A 21,560-nucleotide genomic window follows, 5' to 3' on the forward strand; every position below is an offset into this window, starting at 1 on the left:
CATGCAAGCGCTCCATACAATCGGATTACTCTGCCCTAGAGGATTTAAGTTTTATACCTATGAAGCCGTCGCGGGAATGGTGAACTATGGAGAGGAGCAATTGAATCTCCGGTTAAAAGACCTTCGTTTTCAAACACTCTCCGATCTGGAAACACTGATTCCCAAAAAATTAGAGAACCACGATTGCTCTGGTCTGATTCTCGGGTTAAATACAAACGAATATACTAAGATCAAAAACAGCCTGCCTACGGACATTCCACGATGCAATATCCACCCGGACATCTTGTCTCCCGACATCCCGACCGTCGCCATCGACCTCGAATCCCTTGCCCACAAAGCCGTTGATTATTTCAACCGTATAGGATTCAAAAATATCGGTCTACTACGTTCAGCCAATACTGTATCACAAGATGAGGTTTATAGGCATTTACAATTGGCAGCAGCAGCGCATGGCATGGATTGCTTTCAACATGCATCCGAGCCACCGGAAAACATGCTTTCGGCTGAAGAACTCCCCACGAGCCATGCATTAAAACAATGGCTCTCTGAATTGCCCAAACCCATTGCAATCCTGACTTCGGGTGGCTTTTCCGCCTTGATACTAAGCCGCGCGGCAGCCGAATTAAACATTTCCATCCCTGATGAATTATCCATCCTTTCGGAATCCGATGACGAAGCTTGCCTATTTACTGAACGACCCGTTTCAAGTATCCGCAGTGCGGGACCACTCATCGGCTATAAGGCTCTTCAGCTGATTCATCAAGCCATCCTCCAAGGTGAAAAAATCCAAACTGGAAGGATCAACCTCCCAGCGCCTCCCATCATTGAGCGAAGCTCGACAGGCTTACCGCAGGGTATGAACCAACAAACGAAAGACGTCATCCGGTATATCCGAAAAAACGCTCTCAATGGTATATCCGTATCCAGCATTTTATCAGCTTTTCCCAATTGTAGTCGCAGTAAACTGTATCGAGAGTTTGATAAATATCTAGGTTACCCTCCTGCGGAAGAAATACTCAGGTTACAAATCAATAAAGCCAAAGAGCTCATCGCCTATTCATCCATGAGTGTCAGTGAAATTGCTCAAATGTGTGGATTTTCCAACCAAAGCACCTTTAGCTCCACATTCTCCCGGGTCGAAGGGCAATCCCCCTCGCAATGGAGAAAAAGCCAGCAGCATTAAGCTCTACTTCGGCAAACCTCAATCATTAATAATTAATTCTAGGGCAAGCACTTATGAACCCAAATGGGACAAATTGACATGTTTTTTATACGTGTCGACATAGACACCACACAAGAAAGTTGATTATCCTGAATCAAATCCAGTTAAAACGTCTATTGGGTAGACGTCTGGGAGCTTGAGAGCGCATGGAGAGCTCAATCACCGACCACATCCGTCCTTCTTACTGGGAAAATGCGAAACCAAAAAATATGAAAAAAACAATCATTAGCAGATCTAGAGCTCTGGTCATTTTAGCCAGTGCCGTCATCATTCCCCAAACTCAGGCAGCTTTGATCATCACCAACAGCGACATGGAGATCAACACCCTGACAGGTTCCGGTGATTTTAAAACGACAGCTCCGACCGATTGGATACAAGCAACCGGCGTAAGTGGCACAGTAGGTGTCATTGGCGATACCCGAACTTCGGTCACGGATGATACCACTGCCCCAGAGCACTTTGCTTGGCTACACCTCCAAGGCATCAACAATGAGGCGGGTCAGTCCATCGGTGATATCACATCTAACCTTGGACAGACCATCCGGATCACTTACGATCTAACGCGCCGAACCAATGAAGGAACGAACTGGAACCACCGCGTCCGTCTATATGCAGGAGACGGCACTGGATATACTGCCGCCAGCGACACCGCCGACCCGAATGCCGATTTGTCAGACGCTTTTCTGGCTGAGGTGACTGGGGCAAACTCTGGTGCGCCAGCCAATACCTTTGAATCTAAAACTGTGGACGTAACGCTTCCATCTACCTACACTGGCTCGCTCGATCAACTCTACCTATCTTTTAAAAACCGTGCCGGGACCACCGCACAACTACATTTCGACGATGTGACAGTAACCGTCATTCCTGAGCCCTCATCATCCGCCTTACTTGGCCTCGGTGGACTTGCCCTGATCCTGCGTCGACGCAAGTAACTCATTGACCAAATATGCCCTTTAAGAAGATTGTATTCATTTCAAAAACCCATCTCCTTGTAACTCAAGGAGATGGGTTTTTTTATCGGCAGCCATCCAGACCATCAAGTTGGGACAAATGGTAATAATTTATAAACGTCTCAATATAGACAATCACATCATTTAACTCATAGCATTGAGTTCGCAAAAAAAACAAATCTTTGCTTATGAAAAACATACTCAAACACACTCTCGTCATCGCGGCGACCGCGACCGTAGCCCAAGGAGCGACCATGTTAACCAACGGCGACTTTAGTTTGCCAGATGTTGGAGACAGCGATGGCAATAATATCAGCAAACCAACAGGCTGGAGTGGCTCTGGTAATTATAGAGCCTATAAAAATACCGATGGCATCGGTGGCGATGCAACTAATCAATATGTAAGAGCTCGAGACACAGGCGATAGAAACCTCTGGCAAAGAGGAAGCATTGACGCTGGAACCACAAGCTTGCTCTTAGAAGGATGGTTTGGCTCCGATGATACAGACAACGCCACGGTAACGCTAACCCTTTATTCAGATGCTGGTTACACAACGGAGTATGACTCTGTGACAGCTACAACCAAAGCGACTGGGTGGAATCAAATTGGCGGAGCCAGTGGACTCAGTATTGATGTGGACACCGCAGTCGCATGGCAGGTTCGACTTGATTACGATAATGTAAGCTCAAGCTACGCGGCCTCGAGATTTGACGATCTTACATTGACGGCCGTTCCCGAACCATCATCTGCAGCACTGATCGGACTTGGGGGCGTTGCTCTCATCCTGCGCCGTCGCAAGTAACACACTGACAAGTGTATCTTATTAAGGAGATCGTCTTTCTCCCCGTTTTCTCAAAAAACCATCTCCTTGCAGCTCAAGGAGGTGGTTTTTTTATCGACTGCAAACACATCATTTCTTCGATCTCGACCCACTCATTCTCCACAGAACCATGCTCTTATCCGCTTCAGCCAAAAAACTCGAGTTTATCACATTTCTGTTTGCCACCCTGGGAGTCGCACTACCGTCTGCGTTAGCATCAGAAAGTGGTGAATCAACTGCCGATAACCAAGCCGTTTTTCATGTGGATCCCACTGCCGGCAATGATACCAATGATGGTTTAACCTTCGAGACAGCCTTCCGTACACTGGAAAATGCCCGGCAGGTGGTGGACTCCGTCAATGACAACATGGCCGGCGATATTGTCGTCGAACTTCACGGCGGAACCTTTCGTCCCCAGAACACACTTGCCTTGGATTCAGGAGATTCTGGATCCAATGGGTTTCGCGTCATCTACCGGGCTGCGGCAGGAGAAACACCAGTAGTCAGCGGAGGGCTTGACCTGTCCGGAGGCTGGGTTTTGACCAAGCCCACGTCTGGAATCTACCGGAAAAGTGGCGTCAGCAGCAACTTCCGCCAACTTTATATCAATGGACAAGCTGGCGTCCGCGCCCGCATGCCAAACAAGACCAATGACAGAACGCTAGGCAGCTACTACAAGGTAAAAAGCGCCTCGAGTTCCAATCAACAAATCAAGATCGAGGCATCCAAAATCAGCTCATGGTCGGGTCTTACCTCAGTAGAGATGGTCATGATGCCTCATTGGTATCACTACCGCAGTCGGATCTCATCATTCACCGTTTCGGATGGCAATGCCTATGTGACATTCCAGGATCCGGAGCAGGGTTTCCTCTTCGCCAAAGGGGATAGCTTCTGGCCGAATGCTCCTTATTATTTCGAAAACTCCATCGATTTTCTCGATGCTGCAGGAGAATGGTTCCATGACACCACCACGGGTGATCTCTACTACATCCCCCGCCCCGGGGAAAACCTGGCTACCGCTACAGTCGAGGCCGGGGTATTGGAAACCCTCGTCAGCTTCAGCGGAACATCCGCGTCCGACATCATCAGCAATATCTCCTTCCAAAATGTCACCTTCGCCCATTCCGGCTGGATCTCTCCCAGCGAGCAAGGGGCGTCAATGACTCAGGCCACCCGCGAGGTCAGTGGAGCGATTAAAACAGGAGCAGTAACCGCACGGTATGCGGAGGCGCTGGAACTCGACGGATGCACTTTTAAGAATATCGGCTCGAATGCCATCTCCATGGACAAAGGCGTAAGCGACTCGATCATTCACAATTGCATGATCCACCGGATCGCGGGAAATGGCATCGTGGTCCACGACGACGGAGTCAAAAACCTTGCCCCAGGCGATGCCTGCGCGAACATCAAGATACTCAATAACCGCATTTCTCGTGTCGGGCAGGAATACAGTAATGGCATCGGGATTGTGTCCTATTTCGTCAACAGGCTGCTTGTCGCTGATAATGAAATCTGCCACAGCCCATACATGGCGACCCAGACCGGAGGTCAGTCGGGAGGGTTTGTGGATGTTGGAATGAAAGACAACATTTTCCGTAACAATTACGTCCATCACGTGATGCAACTCCACGATGATGGCGGTGCGTTCTACACGCTCAGCCGCCAACAGGGAACCCATGTGGTCGACAACTTCAGCTCCTCCCTGCAAGCCAGCAAGCTCACAGGAAACTGGCCGGTGGCGGGACTCTACGCCGACAACAATAGCGAGTTCATCACCTTCGAGCACAACGCCACAGTCGATAGCACACAAGCCATCTTCTATCCTTCGCGCTCCCGTCACTGCAACTTCATTTCCAACATCACTTCCGCGGACCCCTCCATCGTCAATTATGCAGGTAACAAGGCGGACTATTTCTTACCTCTGAAAGCCGAAGCAGAGTTGATGACCCTGGATTCCATGACGGTCACCAACGGCTCAGCATACTCGAACGACAAGGGGGCGATCTGTGAGTCTGGCACCGGCACGGCTGAGACCGTTTTTACTGGCGTTGACGGATCCTACAATCTTCATGTGGCGTATCTGGCGGAACCCACCACCTCTGCCAGTTTCCGCCTTCTAGCAGACGGAGTTGAAGTCGGAGCTTGGGCATCAGCCACCACGCCGGCAGATACAGGACTACAAATCCGCCATTTTATCACGCGCGGAGTCCCACTGAAGCAAGGTGAGGTGTTGAGAATCGAGTGCACCGCCGGAGCTGGCTCTGCAGCTCGCATCGACTATCTGGAAGTTTACAGACACCAACTCCAAAAGGCTCCGGAGGCTCCGACCCAACTAACGGCCACCGTTCACGGCTACGGAAATTCGAAACTTGCCTGGGAACCCTCAACCGGCGCCCATTCATACACCATCAAACGTGCAAGCTCCGCAGACGGCCCTTATAACGTCATCGCCACAGGAGTCACCTCTCCTTTTTTCTTGGATTCAGACACCTTTTCCAATCAAACCCTCTATTTCAAAGTGGCTGCCGTAAATGCCTCCGGAGAGGGAAGCAGCGATGAGTATGTGACCCTTTTCCTACCACCCACACCACCCAGAAAAACCCTTGACGCCACTTCCGATGCCTATATTCAACGCGGGACCCCCGACACCAATTACGGCGATGCCGGCACCCTTGTTGTAAAGAATGCCCCCACCACCAGCATTCACCGCAAGGGGTATTTGAAATTCGACCTGTCCGGAGCCTCCCTCAACACGACGCCTTTGGCTGAACTTCAATTTGCCGTGAGCTCCTGGACCGCTGGATCAACGTGGCTGGTCTACGGACTCAACGACGGTGATGCGGAAGAATCCTGGGACGAAGCCACCATCACTTGGAACAACGCCCCCGCAAATACCACAAGCTCTGCCACGGCACTCGATTCTGCCCGCGTCACCTCACTCGGCAGCCTTGCCGTCACCGAAGCCCAGGTCAGTGGAGAAATACTCAGCTTTTCCTCAGAGGCTCTGGATACCTTCCTGTTGGCTGATGCCGACGGTCAAGTCAGCTTCATCCTCACTCGCAGCACCAGCGGTGACAGCATCAACACCAGCATCGCGTCGCGTGAGCACCCGTCACTCTCTGCTCCACGGCTGAAATTCAGCACCCCAACCAACAATCTTAAAATCGAGGACATTGGCTTTAATGGTCCGACGCTCGATATCACCATCACCGGGCTCGATCCTTTGGAACAATACATCGTCACACGCTCGCCGGACCTGACCTCTTTCGACACCGTAATCGGTCATCCGTTCACCTCGGCAAGCGGAATCATCCATCTTTCAGATCCTTCACCGCCACTGGCAGATCAATCTTTTTATCGGGTAGAAAAATTCACTCCGTAAGCCTTTGGTTCAGCCACTCATTTCTCCCACTTCCGACTAAGGGATAACGTGGGTGTATTGATTGATGCAATTCTTCTACTGTGCCAAATATCCATAAACGTTGAACTCAGCCAGATTAAAGCTCCCGGCGTCGTTGAGAGCCCTGACTCGTAAAAAGCGGAAGCCCTGCTTGGGTTTAAGATACCATTCGAAAAGGTTAGAGGGGTGTCGCTGCGTACCATGATACCAAGTCACATCGTTACGAGCGACCAGAACAGTAGGCTTCTTGAAATCACGATCATTGGAACCTTCGATCACGAAGTTCTTGCGCGTGTGATCTTGAAACATGTTCTGACGAGGAAGGATCTCTAACCGCTGAATCACAAATTTTTTTCCTAAATCGACAGCCAACCAGCCTGCTCCGTCACCGCCTGATTTCGTGTGCCAAAAAGTATCCCAATCCCGATCGAAAGCCGTCTCCGCGCCGTGCTTCGAGCTCAAAGAAGAAGATGCCCATGCTGGCTTGTTTTCAGTAAGACTCTCGTGACCGTAGATTGAGTTGAGAAGGTGTCGGTAAGCCGGCTGAAGACCAGCATTTTCCATGACAGCAACTGCTTCATCAGGCCACTGGCCATCCTTCACCTGAACGTAGTTGATGAGTTTGGCCCTACCTGCAGTTTTTTTGCCGACCAAATTAGACTTTTCAGCCCAAGTATTTTCGTAAACCACACCTTTTGAACCTCCATGCCAGTTCCAGCAAACCGGTTTCGGGTGGATGCTATCACGGCTCACGTTGTTGAGCCAATGAATGGTGTGGGACCAGTTGTCACTATAAAACTCCCAGCCGTGCCCTTTAGTGCTATGAAAGCGCGAGTAGTTCCCTTCAACCACGCTACCTGGATAGCGGCCGTGGAGATAGAGATGCCCCCCATCATCCATTCCATAGCGACCAGCAACCTGAGCCCTTGAAACTTTGTTGAACTTGAATTCAATCTTGCCCATGTCATCCCGAACATGCCCACTGTCGCCGATGCGTGCGTGGATGGCAGTATAAGAGGTGTCTGACACATCATTGTGATGAAACTTGCAATCGTATGCAATGAACACGTTAAGGCCAGTGCCCTGATCATAATCGCGGCCCGTGCTGCGAACAATGTTATTTCTAACCATCGTATTGCGGCAGATGTTTTCCGCCGGGCACTCCTTCTTGTTGTGGTACCAGCGCCCGATGCTGACGCCCGCGGCGGTAAGATCGTAAAAGACGTTACCCTCAATCAGAGTGTCGTCGCAGTCTTCGTAAAGCTGAACGCCTACCGAAGCCTGATGCACAACGCGACAGTCGCGGATGGTAACTCGGTCGGTGTGGTCGAGGATGATCTGGCCGGGGATCTCGCTCTTGTATTTATCGAAGATTTCGGCCTGGGTGCGCCCAAGCATCATCGTTTCGGGGGCCATCCAATTGCCATAACGAAAGGTGAGCCCTTTGAAACTCAAATCAGAAGCCTTGGATTTTGCATCACCCTTCACCTTTAGAAGAAACTCTGTGGCCGGTGCCCATGTCTCGACCTTGGACATATCTTGAGCTGGCGTGGTCGGGTAGTAATAGATCTTCTTCGTCTTACGATTGACATACCACTCGCCAGGCTCATCGAGTTCTTCCATCGCATTGAGCACTCGGAATTCCATCGTCGGAGTGGCCCGAGCATTGTCCCAGGAAGCCCAGTATTGAAAATCCGGTTGCTCCATCTTGACAATCATCTCGTCGTCGTTTTCGGCGGGTAAGATGGAGTCAACATGCATGTAACCAACCTTGAAAACCTTGGCATAGAATAGCTGCAAGTCTTCGATGTTTTTATAATCACGTTTAGGAAGCCAAACACCATCGTAGCGCTCGGGGGTGGACGGGTCATCCCAGAATTTTTTATGGGTATTCTTCACATAGGTGTGAGACCGCGCTTGTAGTGAGCGAATGCCATCCACGTAGAGTTGGCGAAAGTAGCCTGCGCGTTTCAAGGCCGCCGTTGCATCAGCTTCGTAGTAAGCTTGTCCATCCACTTTCTTCCACCCAGTGATGCGCACACCGCCACACAGCACCGGGCTTTCGTCACGGTATTTTTGGTAGATCACTCGGTGGGTGTTTGAACCGGAGTCCTTGCCATCAAATTCGAGCGTTTTGGCAACCTCGTATCGTCCTCCTCGCAGGTGCACAACCAAGTCGCTGTCCAGATTCTTATTGAGTGAATGCTTACGGATGTAGTCACGGGCAGCCTCGATCGACTGAAACGCTTGCTCCACACTATTTCCCTTATTAGTATCATCCCCCCTTACTGGATCCACGTACAAATCTGCGCCATGGCAGTGTAGGAAGCTCAACAGCAGGACGAGCGTAATTTTTGATGATGCCTTATCGATCATATAATTGATGTCTTTAATTACTAACAAAATCTAGAGCACAAGGATTAACCCAACCGCCAAAGTTGGTGCCCGTCTCAGACGCAGAAACCATAATTGAACAAAGCCGAATAGAAAAGCCATGAAACACGCTCAAGCATCTCAAAGAGTTTTCTATATGTCTCACTTCAACTCGATTCAAGCGATTAAATAGTTAGCCTCCCAACCCGACAACAAAGTAAAGAAAGCCGATGATCGCGAGCAGAGCCAACACATTAATGCCAAATCCGATAGCATCCACCTTGTTCCACTTACTGAATGTCCAATGAGAGTTCGGACCAAACAGCTTATGGTCGTCCACTAAGGAAGGATCACTTTCATGCTGAGCTACTAATTGGGCATCCTCATCTCCATCAGCAAGAACAGGGGTGAGGATACGAGCGGCTGTTTGATCTGCGGCTTCCTCCTCTTCCTTACTGCGGCGCGTCATGAGACTCACAATAATCAGTAAAACGAAAGGCAGAAATGTGCGCAATAAGACCCGGATCGTTTCGTTCAGAGCATACGGGTTAGCACTTAAATCAAATCCCATTTTATCGATGACGACGAGTAGAACATTCAAGCGACCTTTTCCTTGAGCAACTTCCGTTCCCTCGTCCAAGGTTTCCACCTCGATACCATCTGTCCAAAACACGCTCTTACGAGGCATTAAATAGCTCTTGCTCCATGGTTCATTGAGCTTGATAACATCCGGTGGCGCCGATGACCGATCTTCAGGAGCCAGCTTTTCATACGCGGCAATGGCAGCAGACTGACGATCGACATCTTCCTGGGTTGCCCGCGGGTAAACCTGCTCAATCGATCGTGATTCTGTTTGTTTTAAGAGATACGCATTCGTCTTGAGACCTGGCACGAGGGGCGACAGGAGTGGCAGCGTAAAAAAGAAGATCGTACTCAGCGTCATCTGGGCCCACACCGCCTTCGATGTCGTTTTTTTCCATAAAATCCCCATCCATAGAGACGCCGCAAATACCGTTCCAAACTCCCACCAAAGCTTCAGAAGCCCCAAAACGCTATCACTCGCCAAGGTCAAAACCGCAGCCCCCAACACAACCAGCCCCCCAACACAACGGCCAAAGGCAACGTAATGCTTCTCAGATTTATTCGGAAATAAAGGCCGGTATAGATTATGGGTGATCAATCCCGATGCCGTAATCATCATCATGTCGGCTGTTGACATGAGGGCCGCCATAAGTGCTGCAATCATCAGACCAATCAAGCCCATATTCAAGGGCCCCAATAACTCACGAGAAGCGTAGCCCCACAGCAAATCTGGGTCGGTCATTTTATCGGCGAAAAGCAGAACCGCAAACATGGCAGTCACGCCCCAAAGCACGGTCACTAAACGCTTGAGGTAAATCCCGAAGGTCATTCCGAAGCGCGCCGAGTATTCATCCTTGGAGGAACTTGGAGTAACAAAGGTGTTCGCCTGAGCCGTTGCGGTGATCAGCCCCATAAAACCGATGGCGGCAATATAATACCAGGTAAAATCCATCGCCTTGGGTGACCCTAAAATCTGAAAAAACGACATCGATTTCTGTTCATGCAATGCCTCAAATGCCCCCATCAACCCGGTGCCTCCATAAATGGCGTTGATTTGATCTGCCGCAAATGGAATCAGCATCACCGATAACAACAAAATGAACACGCCTTGAATCAAATCACTGATAAGCGCAGCTTCCAATCCTCCAGCAATGGAATAGAGGCAAACGATTATCACGATCGACCAAACAAGGATGTGTTTGTTCATGTGAGAAAACACCTGCCGAGGCGCTTCTTGACGTAAATTCTCTAATCGCGTGCTCTCTGCCACACTTAAAGAGCTGGCATCCATCGATTCTAATGACTTTAGTTCCAGAGCTCTGGCATACTCAGCTTTTTCATTAACCGTCAGTTCACTTTCCGCCTTCGGCGTGAGCGCTTGAACGGTTTTTAACATCGAAATAAAACCTAACGAGAGAAGCACACACAAGCCCACGGCCATCAAGGCCGAGTAGGCTCCACCAATCCCTTTGGAATGATAACGCTTGGTAAAAAAATCGCCCAGCGTCATCACTCGCATCCGCCGGTACCAAACCGAAGTAAACCAAAAAAACGGCGTTGCGAAAACCATCATCAAAGCAGACCAAATACCCGCGGCCCCATTGTGATAGGTGGTCGTCGCCACAGAAGGGCCAGTATCAGAAGAGGTCGCTTGTCCAAAGTTGGCAAAAATCTGAATAATTTTCCCCATTCTCCGCCCTCCGAGAAAAAAATCTTCTTGGTTTTTAATCCGGGACATCGCCCAAAAACCAATCCCAACCATCGCCAAAAAATAGACAGCGATGACAACCAAATCTACGATTCCTAATCCAAACATCTCTATTTTCTTAATTAAAATGAAGTTACAGTTTCAGAAGCGATGGCTTCACGGTATCTCGACATGGAATCACCCACTCCCGTGCTGGGAATCATCCCCTGATCTCGAACGTATTCGCAATACGTATCTTGATAAAGCGAAGAACACAGAGGATGGTTCTTGTGAAGCAGATGCCATCGCTGCCACGCCTTGTCATACTTCACAATCGATGTATGAATCCGATCCCATGGAACTGGCTGATCCGTAAGAACCGCTTGTTTTTCAATCAGCATGGCTGTCCAGGCTTCCAGGTAAACCTGATAACAACACAATCCATATCGACAACTCACCCGGATGAATTCACGAAGTTCCTCAGATCCAGAAGTTAACGAGTCTGCGAGTTTAACGATTTGTTTCCATAGAATCACAGAGGATTCCCGCTCCGCAATCATCTCCTCTACCCGATCATTTTGCACGATCTCCGTGATCGCTCGATCCATGTATCCCCCCTCATCTTCAATTCCACCGATGTAATGGTCCCGGGTCCATAACGTATTATGACCTCCTTTGATTGAGGCGACACCACGTAAAACGGCCTTGGTCGAAAGATGAGATAATTCAAGCAAAGCATTTTGATCGCTCTGATTAAATCCATGTTCAGCAAAAAACTGACGTAATAAATCATCGCAGTCGGATTCTGGATTCCGACCCCACTGGGCAATCACCCAGGCATTGGCATCGCACCAAAATTCATTTTGGATATACGGTCCTTTCCAACCGCCACCACGCGACCACGTCCAAACTCCCGCAAACTGAGGAGACTGAAGCAGATCACGCAAGCAGCGATTGTTCAGAGTGTTCCCTTTAGGCATCAAATAATCATATTCCTCAAATCCATTAATCACGCCGTCAGCAATATAGTTAGGGTAAGCCCCCTTCCCTTCATACTCACGCTGGCATTGCACCTCGACAATTTGCGGATGCTGCCCAATCCCCAGGGGAGGGCTGAATGTGTGGGCTCGATGAAAGTCTCCAACGCAATGTTTGATACTCAACATGAGCAGAGGATGGGGTTCCACACGTGCTGAAACATCGCGATACTGCTCAGCATCCTCATCGATTTCACTCAACCAGGTTCGATACAGCAAACGTTTTCCATGCTTCACACACACGCACTCGCGTAACAAATTCAACATCACCAAGTGGCTTTCCACCCCGTTGACGATCGGGTCACCTCCAGTGTGGTGCGGCATATCGTGTAAATAGGTTTCCCCCACTCTGACCACTAAGCCGTCAAGTTCGGGCAGCTTTTCAAAAATTTCATCGATCTGGGTGCGAACCAATTTTTGCACAAAAGCTTGATGGATATCAGGTGAAAACTCACCCTTCACATCAGCGTCATGCTCGGTTTTGATCTCACTCACAATCTCCTCCTTGTAACGCTGCATGAGCGTCCGCGGCATGACCACAAAATCGGTCCAGGCATAACAGGTCAACCCTGACTGTTTGGTGCGAGCGATCTCTTTGCGTATATGCTCGGCATATTGATCAGCCCATATTTGCAGCTCGGAATCGGGCGGGCAAACTTCGGGATCTATCGACTCAAAAGTAGCGATGGCTTGTGCATGTACGTTTAAAATTTGCCCGTTAAACCCTCGCTTCAACAAAAAGGTAGGGCTTAAAAAGTCTGATCTAAAAGGAGCTTCACCAGGATTATGGTGAACATAATCCAAAATGTGGAATGAACTAGTTGTCATCTGATTTACAGCCAATGATTACTTTATTTCAATGGGCGAATACCCGCGGACTTCTTAATGTCTTCGATCGTTTTCGCCGCATCGTTCACGGGGTCGGATGTGTTAAAATCCCAGAGGTCGACCAGATTTTCCGGAGATGGATCTTCTTCAGCCTTTGCAGCAAGCGTGCTGAGGTTTCCCGGTGTCAGCGCTTTGGCATATAAACGGACCTCATCTATCAAGCCATTGAACCGATAGCCCTTATCGGGGCGTTGACCTATCACCAAAGCGCCAGAACCAGACTTACGCTGCTTACCGATGGTTTTTTTACCCGACACCTGACCATCGACATAAAGAACGAGCTCAGATCCGTTATAACTCATCGCCAGGTGATGCCACTTCCCTTGAACCAGCTTCTTCTTTTCTCCCATTGATACCGTATGTTTATTTGCCCGGCCTCCCCCGATGTTTAGGTATGCAACCGCTCGATCACCTATCGTTCCAAGACCGAAATTCCCCTCAGCCCAATCGTTTTTGTTTTTTCCGACAATCCACTGAACTTCTTCCTTTTTCCTTTTTTCGTCAAATTTCACCCATCCCATGAGGGTAAAAACGGAGGGATCCAAATGAGCCGCGTGATTCACTTTTTTAGCCGCGCCACCAGCCCACGCCTTTCCTAATTTGCCTTTCGCCAATTGATACCCTTGAGAATCTCCACCAAAATAATTGTCTTTCCAAACGTGCCATGACGGCTTGTTACGGTTATGGCGCACTGACCTTCCAGCCGTCCCGTAAATCACATTGCCTTCGATTAAAAAACCGTCGGATGCTTCATCGAGAAATAGCCCATTGTTAGGGGACGCATGCGCATAGGGACCGCGCTTTACACCATGAATATGATTGAAGCGAATAGTTGTTTCCGGAATAATCCCCAAACTATAAAATGCACCACCATCTGAAACTTCCCGCATCACATCGTGTACGTGATTATGTTCAATATGGTAGGAATGAGCTGCGCTAGGATCGTGAGTCCACACCCAACCGATACTAATGCCGCTGTAAGGAAGCTGCTCAATTTCATTATGCATAATGCGGGTATTCCGAGCAATACCACCCCATACACCACAAGCCCCTAAATAGGTCTGCCCGGCATGATAAATATGACTGTCTGTCAGGCTTGTATTTTTAGGGCATATTTTTTCATCATTATGTCCACCAACCCCAAATCCATTGGCACCGGTGTCATAGATTTTACAACGAGACACACTCACGCCATCCGAACCATTTTTCACTTCGATCCCGCCAGCTCCGGCATGCCTGACCACACAGTGAGAAAACTGGCAGTTTTTGGCATATTCCACCTCAACCATACTGGGAAGCCCGTTCCATTTACCATCGTGGTATTTCTTTTTGGTATCGGTATCCCAATACTGGAATGCGGCCTGTCGTCCATGATGGCCCTGTTCGGGTAGAAGGTAATTGCTATGCTCTATGATGATGTTTTCAAAACGAATAAACTGAACTGGCTTTTCCTGGGTACCCTGGAGTTGTAAACAGTGAGTCAACCGAGGAGCAAGCACCTCTGATTGATTAGGATTTTTGCCGTCGATGGGTTGATAATACAATTCTCCAGACTTCCGGTTGAGATACCACTCACCTGCAACATCCAGAAACTCGAGAGCATTTTCAAACCAATAATACGTGCCTCGTCTAGGACGATTGGATCCACGGTAATTGACATGGGGAGGCTTCAGCCACACCTTCCCGGTGGCGGGGTCAACCCGATCCACTTTTTTATGGAAACTGGCCCAGTTCTTAATCACTCCAATTTCCACATCCTGCATATTTTTCCATTGTTGGAGATCTTTGGCTTCAACTTGGATCGTTTGCTCTTTGCCATCCTTACTATGCCCAGCGCCTAGAACCTTACGTGCGTAATGTTTCTCGGAACGATTGGGCGTCCGAGCCCGGATAGCGCGCTTGCCATCGACATACAGATCACGGAAATTCCATTTGCCGGCGGCAACGTCAGGCAACTTGGTTTTCCACACCCCGTCTTGTGCAACCTCCCACCCGGAAATGACTTTGCCACCACTCAAGCTGACAACACCTTGTCCTCTCCATGTCACGGGTGCATGCGCTGAACCGCTGTCAGCAGCTTCGAAGGTGAGAGCTTGAGGCAAGCGATACACACCGGCACCAACCAACACCGTAACAGCTTCAGTCGGTGCCGACACCCGAGAGCTTCGCACCAAGACCTGAGCTCGATGCAATGAACGCACTTTACTGGATGCCGTTCCTGCATTGCGATCATCTCCGCTTGGAGAAACATGAATCGTTTTTGCCGATGCCGCGCTAATAAGGCTGAGCACCAGCAAGCTGCTCAAATTGTGTTTGATCATCATATTTATATTGTCAATGAACCGCTCATAACGACCTTGAGTAACAAGGCCTCTATCAGAGGCGATGTAATAGTGTGTATATTAGTCATCAGCCTCTATTTCACAATGTCAGAGATTTGTCTATTTGTCCCACCATGAACTGATTGTATGAACCCCGCGAAGGGGCTTCCCCCCCAAGTCGGTGCGCCCTGCCGGGCACACCAAACAAAACGCCAGAGTAGGTCTCCCCACTCTGGCGTATCAAATCCTATGTATTGTTGAGCTTTAGTGTCTGAAGTGGCGGTGCCCGGTAAAGACCATCGCAATACCGGCAGCATCCGCAGCCGCAATGACTTCTTCATCACGAATCGATCCTCCCGGCTGGATACATGCGGTGGCACCGGCATCAATCGCCGTTTGCAATCCGTCAGCAAAAGGAAGCATGGCATCCGATGCCATCACAGAGCCCTGCAGAGACAATCCGGCCTCCTTTGACTTCCAGACCGCAATCCGGGAAGAATCCACCCGACTCATCTGTCCGGCACCAATACCAAGTGTCCGATCGGCTCCACAGTAAACGATGGCATTCGACTTCACGTGTTTCACCACGCGCCAACCAAAGCGCATCGCCCTCATTTCATCCCCTGTTGGTGGACGTTTGGTCACCACGCGCTCTTCCAAGTTATCGAGGCCGAGCACGGTGTGATCTCTACCCATAACCATCATGCCACCCGGTGCGGAGCGGACAACAGGAGCTTTACGCACGCCTTCCCAGGCATCCACGTTCAACTTGATTAAGCGAAGATTCTTCTTCTTTTGAAGGATCGCGCGCGCTTCCGGGTCAAAGCCCGGGGCGATAATCACATCGGTAAAAATCGTAGAAATGATCCGCGCCAGACCTTCGGTCAGTGGCCGATTGCAAACAATCACCCCGCCAAATGGAGCCTGGGTATCCGTTTCGTATGCCAGTTTCCAGGCCTTGCGTAAATCCTCATCGTCCTGTCCGACACCGCAGGGGTTGGTATGCTTGAGAATCCCCACCGTTGGGCGGACAAAATCCGTGATCAGATCGGATGCAGCCTCAATATCCAGAATATTGGTGTAGCTCAGCTCCTTACCCTGAAGCTGGGTAAAGACATCGCTGAAATTACCATAAAGGGTGGTCGCTTGATGAGGGTTGTCGCCGTAGCGGAGCTCGCGGTCGAGTGGTAGGCTAATGGTCAGGTGGGAGCGTGTGCTCTCACCCGCTTGGGAAAGGTAATTGGTGATCGCCGTATCGTAACTCGAAGTGCGTAAAAACACCTTCACAGCGAGTTCCTCACGTAGTTTGAAGGACGTATCACCATCATGCTGCTTCATTTCGTCCAAAACCCGATCATAATCCTTGGGGCAAGTCACCACGGTGACACTCTGGTAGTTTTTGGCCGCGCTACGCAGCATGGATGGACCTCCGATGTCGATATTTTCAATCGCTTCGTCAAGCGTTACACCATCCTTGGCAATCGTCTCTTCAAAGGGGTATAAATTCACAACCACCAAATCGATGGGAGGAATGTCGTTTTGTTTCGCTTGCTTTAAGTGAGCCTCATCATCCCGCTTATGGAGCAAACCACCATGCACCTTGGGGTGCAGGGTTTTGACCCGACCTTCAAACAGTTCAGGAGCCCCGGTGAAGTCGGATACATCGAGAACCGGTAGTCCGGCATCGCGGAGGGCCTTTGAGGTCCCCCCCGTGGAAAGAAGCTCGACACCCAGATCAACCAAACCTTTGGCAAAGTCGATCAGGCCGGATTTATCGGAAACAGAGAGAAGTGCACGTTGAATAGCCATAATACAATCACCCGGAAATGGGCCCCACCCAACTAGCGTCCCCGCCCCCCCGGGGCAAGCGGAATGTGAAACAATCCTGACCGCATGCGCCCATCAGCCTTCATTTTTGCGGCTTTCAACCAAGCAAGGACCCTTAGATTCAAGGCAACAATTAAAGGAACCAAGAATACACCGAAGCACAAACAGCCTCCTCTTTATACCACAACAGGACGCAAAGGGGATGTCTGCGAACTCGATACGCTCAACCCGGGCAGAATTGTGGTCACCGATGAAGGCCCACCTATTCCTAAACCGAGAACCGTTTCCCTGATGGCACTTGGTCTACTCGCCAGTTGGAAACGACATCGATCAGATAAGCAGTGATCAAAACCAGATCCTCGCTCTCTGATAACCCAGAGGCATCAGTCTCTGGGTTGGCTATTCGTTGCTTGATCCAAACCTTGTTCCGATTGATCTGGCTCTTCCGCCATCCATTTCCAGATCACCCCGTCTACAGGGCCAAGCAGCCAGGCGAGGACCAGTAAAATGCCACCACTGACCACCACCGATGCCGACATATTGGTATTTAACCACACATGCAAATAAAGACCTCCGATAGCAGACAACAGTGCGTGGATGGCGGCAAGGACCATCATGATCCTGATTCGGTGGGTACACAGATACGCTGTAGCTCCGGGTAGCACCAGGAGTGCAATCACCAGGATCGCGCCCACCGATTGAAAAGCAGCCACCACCACCATCGAAGTTGTCAGCATCAGACCGTAATGAACCAAGGCCGGGCGATACCCCAAAGATGCAGCCAAACCCGCATCAAAGGAACTAAGCAGCAACACCCGGAAAAAAAAGGCCATCAACAACTGCGCCGCCACCGCCACAGCGGCCATCACCACCACCAGCCCGGGCCACGCCAGCCCAAAGCATGTCACCGTATCCTCTTCGAGCAGCAGCCCGAGCCTGCCGTGCAGCACACAGTCCAAGTCCAGATCCACATGCTGCCCCAACATGGTTTCCATCATTACCACGCCCAAGGCAAATAAGGCGGTAAATGAAATACCGGTAGCAGCGTCCTGCTTCACCCTCGTCCACTTGTGGACCAACTCAATCAGAACAGTAGCCAGCAAGCCGGCCAAGCCCGCACCGATGATTAACCAAGGTGACGCCAAATCTCCGGTTAAAAGAAAAGCCAGCACCACACCGGGAAAAACCGAATGGCTAATCGCATCTCCGGTCAGGGACATCCGCCTCAACATCAAAAACGATCCGAGCTGTGAGCAAGGAAGCGCCACAAAAAAGGCCATCAGCACCAGCCACAAGGCTCCGATACCAAACACCTCCCATGGTTGGTTTAAATACACACTCATAGCGGCAAGCTCCCGGTTGGATACCCGGCATCCACTCGAGGTATCGGTCTCCCATGAGGATCCAATTTAGGAAAATCGAGATCCTTCTCCAGCTGGCGGATCATCGACGGCCCCAAAAGATGCTCAATTTTTTCCGCATCTTCATGCACATGGTCATCTGCATAGTTGGCTTCTCGGGTCAAATAAAGCTCCCAGAGGCGATGGTTTCTCACCAACTCCATCGCCCGCCTCCACCCTGAATCCGTTAAGCTCAAGGAACGTTTGTCCTCAGAAAACAAAATCAGGCTTTGGCGCTGTAACCCTTCACAGGTGAGGTGCACATGGTCTTCCGCTTCCTTTCTCTTGGACGCAATCATCATCACACTCACATCACGATGACTGAACCCTTCTTCCTCAAGAATGTGGTAGATCGTTTTCAGGGTATTTTCCCTGCGTATCAATCGCCGCCTACGCGCCAGACGCAAACTTTTGGCCAATACCCCGTGCCTGGGGGCGCAGAGGTAGACCAAAACAAACACCCCACTGGCCGCCAGAGTCATCACCGGCCCGGTCGGCATCCGACTCATAGAAGTCGACATCCAAGCCCCGATCACCCCGCTGAGAATCCCCAGCAACATGGATAACAGCAACATCCGATCAAAACGATCGGTCAGTAGATACGCAGAGGCCGCTGGCGTAATTAACATCGCCGATACCAAAACCACGCCGACAGCTTGTAAGGAGACGACAACCGCGAAGGTCAACAAAGTATAAAACAGAAACTCCAAACACCATGTCGGAAAACCTAAGGCCCGACCAAACCCCGGATCAAAACTCATCACCAACAACGGTCGCCGCATCGTCACCACCATTACGGAAATCAACACCACCGACACCAGCATCATCTTCAGGTCATTGCCATCAATCGAACCAATATTTCCAAATAAAAAATGCATCACCCCCACCGTCTCAGACTGAAACTTCGATTGCCACACCAGCCCCAAAGCAAAAAACAATGCTAAAACACAAGCGAGACAAGCATCTGGCTTTAACCGCGTTGTGCGCTCCAAGACCCGCACCACTCCCACACCGCAAAGACCAGCCATAACAGCACATGCTAGGATCAGTGCCAAATTACGATCGGGACTATACACCAGCCCTGCCACGACCCCGGGAAGAACCGCATGAGAAATGGCATCCCCCATCAAAGCCTCTCGCCGCAAGACGACAAAACACCCTAACAATCCGCAACCCACCCCCAAGAGAACAGCCGCCATCCATGCCTTCCCGACAGATGAGGCGGGAATCAAGCTCTCCAAGATTTCCAAAATCAGACTCATCGGTTTCCGTTTTCTTCCGCCATTTTCGCAGCACGGTCCGCAACTTCACTCAACAAGGTCAGACGCCCTCCATAGGTCTTTTGCAGCAACTCGGGAGTGAACACTTCCTCGGTTCGGCCATAAGCTAACAAGCGCATATTGAGCAACATCAAGCGATCAAAGTAATCGCTTGCGGTCTGTAAATCGTGGTGCACCACCAGAACCGTTTTTCCCTCTGCCCGCATCTCCTTGAGGAGAGTCACTATCGCAGCTTCCGTCGCGGCATCCACCCCGACAAAGGGCTCGTCCATCAAATACAAATCACTGTTCTGTGCCAGAGCCCGGGCTAAAAAGACCCGCTGCTGCTGTCCCCCGCTCAAATTGCCAATCTGTCGGTTGGCGTACGGCAACATCCCAATCTTATCCAAGGCTTCGTGCGCCCTTCGTTTTTCCTCTTTCCCGGGCCTACGAAACCAGCCGAGGCGCCCGTAGGTCCCCATCATCACCACATCCATCACCGTCACCGGAAAATCCCAATCCACGCTTTCGCGCTGCGGCACATAACCCACCCGATGGATGTTCTGCTTGAGCGACTTGCCAAACACCTTCACCCACCCTCCCGATGAAGGAATCACGCCCATGATCGATTTAATCAAGGTCGATTTCCCGGCACCGTTTGGTCCAATCAATCCAACCAGGCTGCCTTCGGGGATGGCAACATCCACCCCATACAGCACTGGCCGTTTGTGGTACGTCACGGTCAGATCGTGGGTCTCAAGAGCTGGAATAAAAGCTTCAGGGCTTGGCTTCATCAGTCATGTGTGAGGTTAAAATTTAACCGTAAATCCGGTAAAGGTATTCAAGTCCTCGGCATCGTCGTTGAGTCCAAGGACCAGCCCGACATCCCACTGAAATAAGTCTGTGAATGCCCAGGTCACCCCGCCGCTCGCGTAGGCTTCGTAAGGATGGTCACCCGCTACGCCCAAGTATTCCAAATACACACCCAGCTGCTCCGTCACATCGTAGCCAATCACCGCCGTGTGCAAAAAATCCATATCATAATCCCGGTCCTCGTCATCCCACACATAGGCAAACTCAGCCTGTAAGCCAAAGCCCACCCCCTCACAAACATTCATGGCCCAGGGGAAAATCACCCCTCCCTCCCACTTGTCATGGCTGACATCCGTGCCACTCGGCATGTTAAGGTAGGGAAAGACTGCCATCGCCGTATCGCCCCCGTCATTCCCCCAGAGGTTCCACTTCAAACGCAAGGTCAGGTCGCCCATGCCCTCATTGACCTCCGTCTGCCCCTGGAATCTCGTCTTTTCATAAACATACGGCACCACCACCAGCTGCAGATCCATCGAATCATTCAATCCATACTTCAGATTGGTCTCCCCCCAGGTCCAGGCGTCCTGCTTCACCCCATCACTACGATCACGAGAGTATCCCAAGACACTCGATTCTATCTGAAAATGCCCTGCATCCACCGTGCGAGGACTCTCCGTCGCGTCCGGCCGATCCGCTTCCAAAGGCCGTAATGCGATCCTCTTTTGTTCAGGCTCCAGATGGACTTCACCCGCCCAGACCGAGCTCATAACAACTTGCATTCCTACGATCACCCCTATCGATTTCGTCATGGCGTGGATGTAGTCGAGAGGAGAACGAGCGTCAACCTAAAATTAGCCAAGGCTAATTTTAATAATCAAAGCTTATCCCAAACATGGCAATGAGAGAGCGATGACTGATACCAAGTAGCAAAACAGACGGGACGATTGCCGAGATAAATTTCTGTTATGGCAAGGCGCGAC

The 21,560-nt window shown here is 50.4% G+C and carries 13 protein-coding genes; 4 read left to right on the top strand and 9 right to left on the bottom strand.

The window, feature by feature from the left end; translation table 11 throughout:
* Position 1: 1 nt before the first annotated feature.
* The 4 genes from HW115_RS13120 (at position 2) to HW115_RS13135 (ending at position 6,375) form a co-directional block, all read left to right on the top strand.
* Positions 2–1,183 (top strand): AraC family transcriptional regulator, encoded by a 1,182-nt coding sequence (locus HW115_RS13120; protein ID WP_178933323.1) that lies wholly within the window; start codon positions 2–4, stop codon positions 1,181–1,183.
* A gap of 248 nt (positions 1,184–1,431) precedes the next feature.
* Positions 1,432–2,154, top strand: coding sequence for a PEP-CTERM sorting domain-containing protein (locus HW115_RS13125; RefSeq protein WP_178933324.1), 723 nt, complete (start codon positions 1,432–1,434; stop codon positions 2,152–2,154).
* A gap of 206 nt (positions 2,155–2,360) precedes the next feature.
* Complete coding sequence (locus tag HW115_RS13130) at positions 2,361–2,975, top strand: PEP-CTERM sorting domain-containing protein (protein WP_178933325.1); 615 nt, start codon at positions 2,361–2,363, stop codon at positions 2,973–2,975.
* A 148-nt stretch (positions 2,976–3,123) separates the two neighbouring features.
* Positions 3,124–6,375 carry a CBM96 family carbohydrate-binding protein gene (locus tag HW115_RS13135; protein WP_178933326.1) on the top strand — a complete coding sequence of 1,084 codons (3,252 nt, stop codon included), beginning with the start codon at positions 3,124–3,126 and terminating at the stop codon, positions 6,373–6,375.
* 75 nt (positions 6,376–6,450) lie between these two features.
* Here HW115_RS13135 and HW115_RS20105 read toward each other — a convergent pair whose 3' ends face one another.
* From HW115_RS20105 to HW115_RS13180, 9 genes are all read right to left on the bottom strand, one after another.
* A complete protein-coding gene (locus tag HW115_RS20105; RefSeq protein ID WP_178933327.1) occupies positions 6,451–8,649 on the bottom strand; it encodes a discoidin domain-containing protein in 2,199 nt (732 codons plus the stop codon).
* Positions 8,650–8,959: 310 nt separating this feature from the next.
* On the bottom strand, positions 8,960–11,164 hold the full coding sequence (locus HW115_RS13145; protein ID WP_178933328.1) for a sodium:solute symporter family protein: 2,205 nt from the start codon (positions 11,162–11,164) through the stop codon (positions 8,960–8,962).
* A gap of 14 nt (positions 11,165–11,178) precedes the next feature.
* Complete coding sequence (locus HW115_RS13150) at positions 11,179–12,606, bottom strand: hypothetical protein (RefSeq protein ID WP_227021486.1); 1,428 nt, start codon at positions 12,604–12,606, stop codon at positions 11,179–11,181.
* Positions 12,607–12,923: 317 nt separating this feature from the next.
* Positions 12,924–15,284, bottom strand: coding sequence for a LamG-like jellyroll fold domain-containing protein (locus HW115_RS13155; protein WP_178933330.1), 2,361 nt, complete (start codon positions 15,282–15,284; stop codon positions 12,924–12,926).
* A 261-nt stretch (positions 15,285–15,545) separates the two neighbouring features.
* Positions 15,546–17,090 carry a bifunctional phosphoribosylaminoimidazolecarboxamide formyltransferase/IMP cyclohydrolase gene (gene purH / locus HW115_RS13160; RefSeq protein ID WP_178933331.1) on the bottom strand — a complete coding sequence of 515 codons (1,545 nt, stop codon included), beginning with the start codon at positions 17,088–17,090 and terminating at the stop codon, positions 15,546–15,548.
* Between the two features lie 401 nt (positions 17,091–17,491).
* Complete coding sequence (locus HW115_RS13165; RefSeq protein WP_178933332.1) at positions 17,492–18,451, bottom strand: metal ABC transporter permease; 960 nt, start codon at positions 18,449–18,451, stop codon at positions 17,492–17,494.
* On the bottom strand, positions 18,448–19,770 hold the full coding sequence (locus HW115_RS13170) for a metal ABC transporter permease (RefSeq protein ID WP_178933333.1): 1,323 nt from the start codon (positions 19,768–19,770) through the stop codon (positions 18,448–18,450). The genes HW115_RS13165 and HW115_RS13170 overlap by 4 nt, the downstream gene beginning before the upstream one ends.
* Positions 19,767–20,561, bottom strand: a complete 795-nt coding sequence (locus HW115_RS13175) for a metal ABC transporter ATP-binding protein (protein ID WP_178933334.1) — start codon at positions 20,559–20,561, stop codon at positions 19,767–19,769. The genes HW115_RS13170 and HW115_RS13175 overlap by 4 nt, the downstream gene beginning before the upstream one ends.
* A gap of 15 nt (positions 20,562–20,576) precedes the next feature.
* A complete protein-coding gene (locus HW115_RS13180; protein ID WP_178933335.1) occupies positions 20,577–21,389 on the bottom strand; it encodes a transporter in 813 nt (270 codons plus the stop codon).
* Between the last annotated feature and the right edge of the window lie 171 nt (positions 21,390–21,560).

Origin of the sequence: Oceaniferula marina, from assembly GCF_013391475.1 — a bacterium.
In the GTDB taxonomy this organism is placed as follows: Bacteria; Verrucomicrobiota; Verrucomicrobiia; order Verrucomicrobiales; family Akkermansiaceae; genus Oceaniferula; species Oceaniferula marina.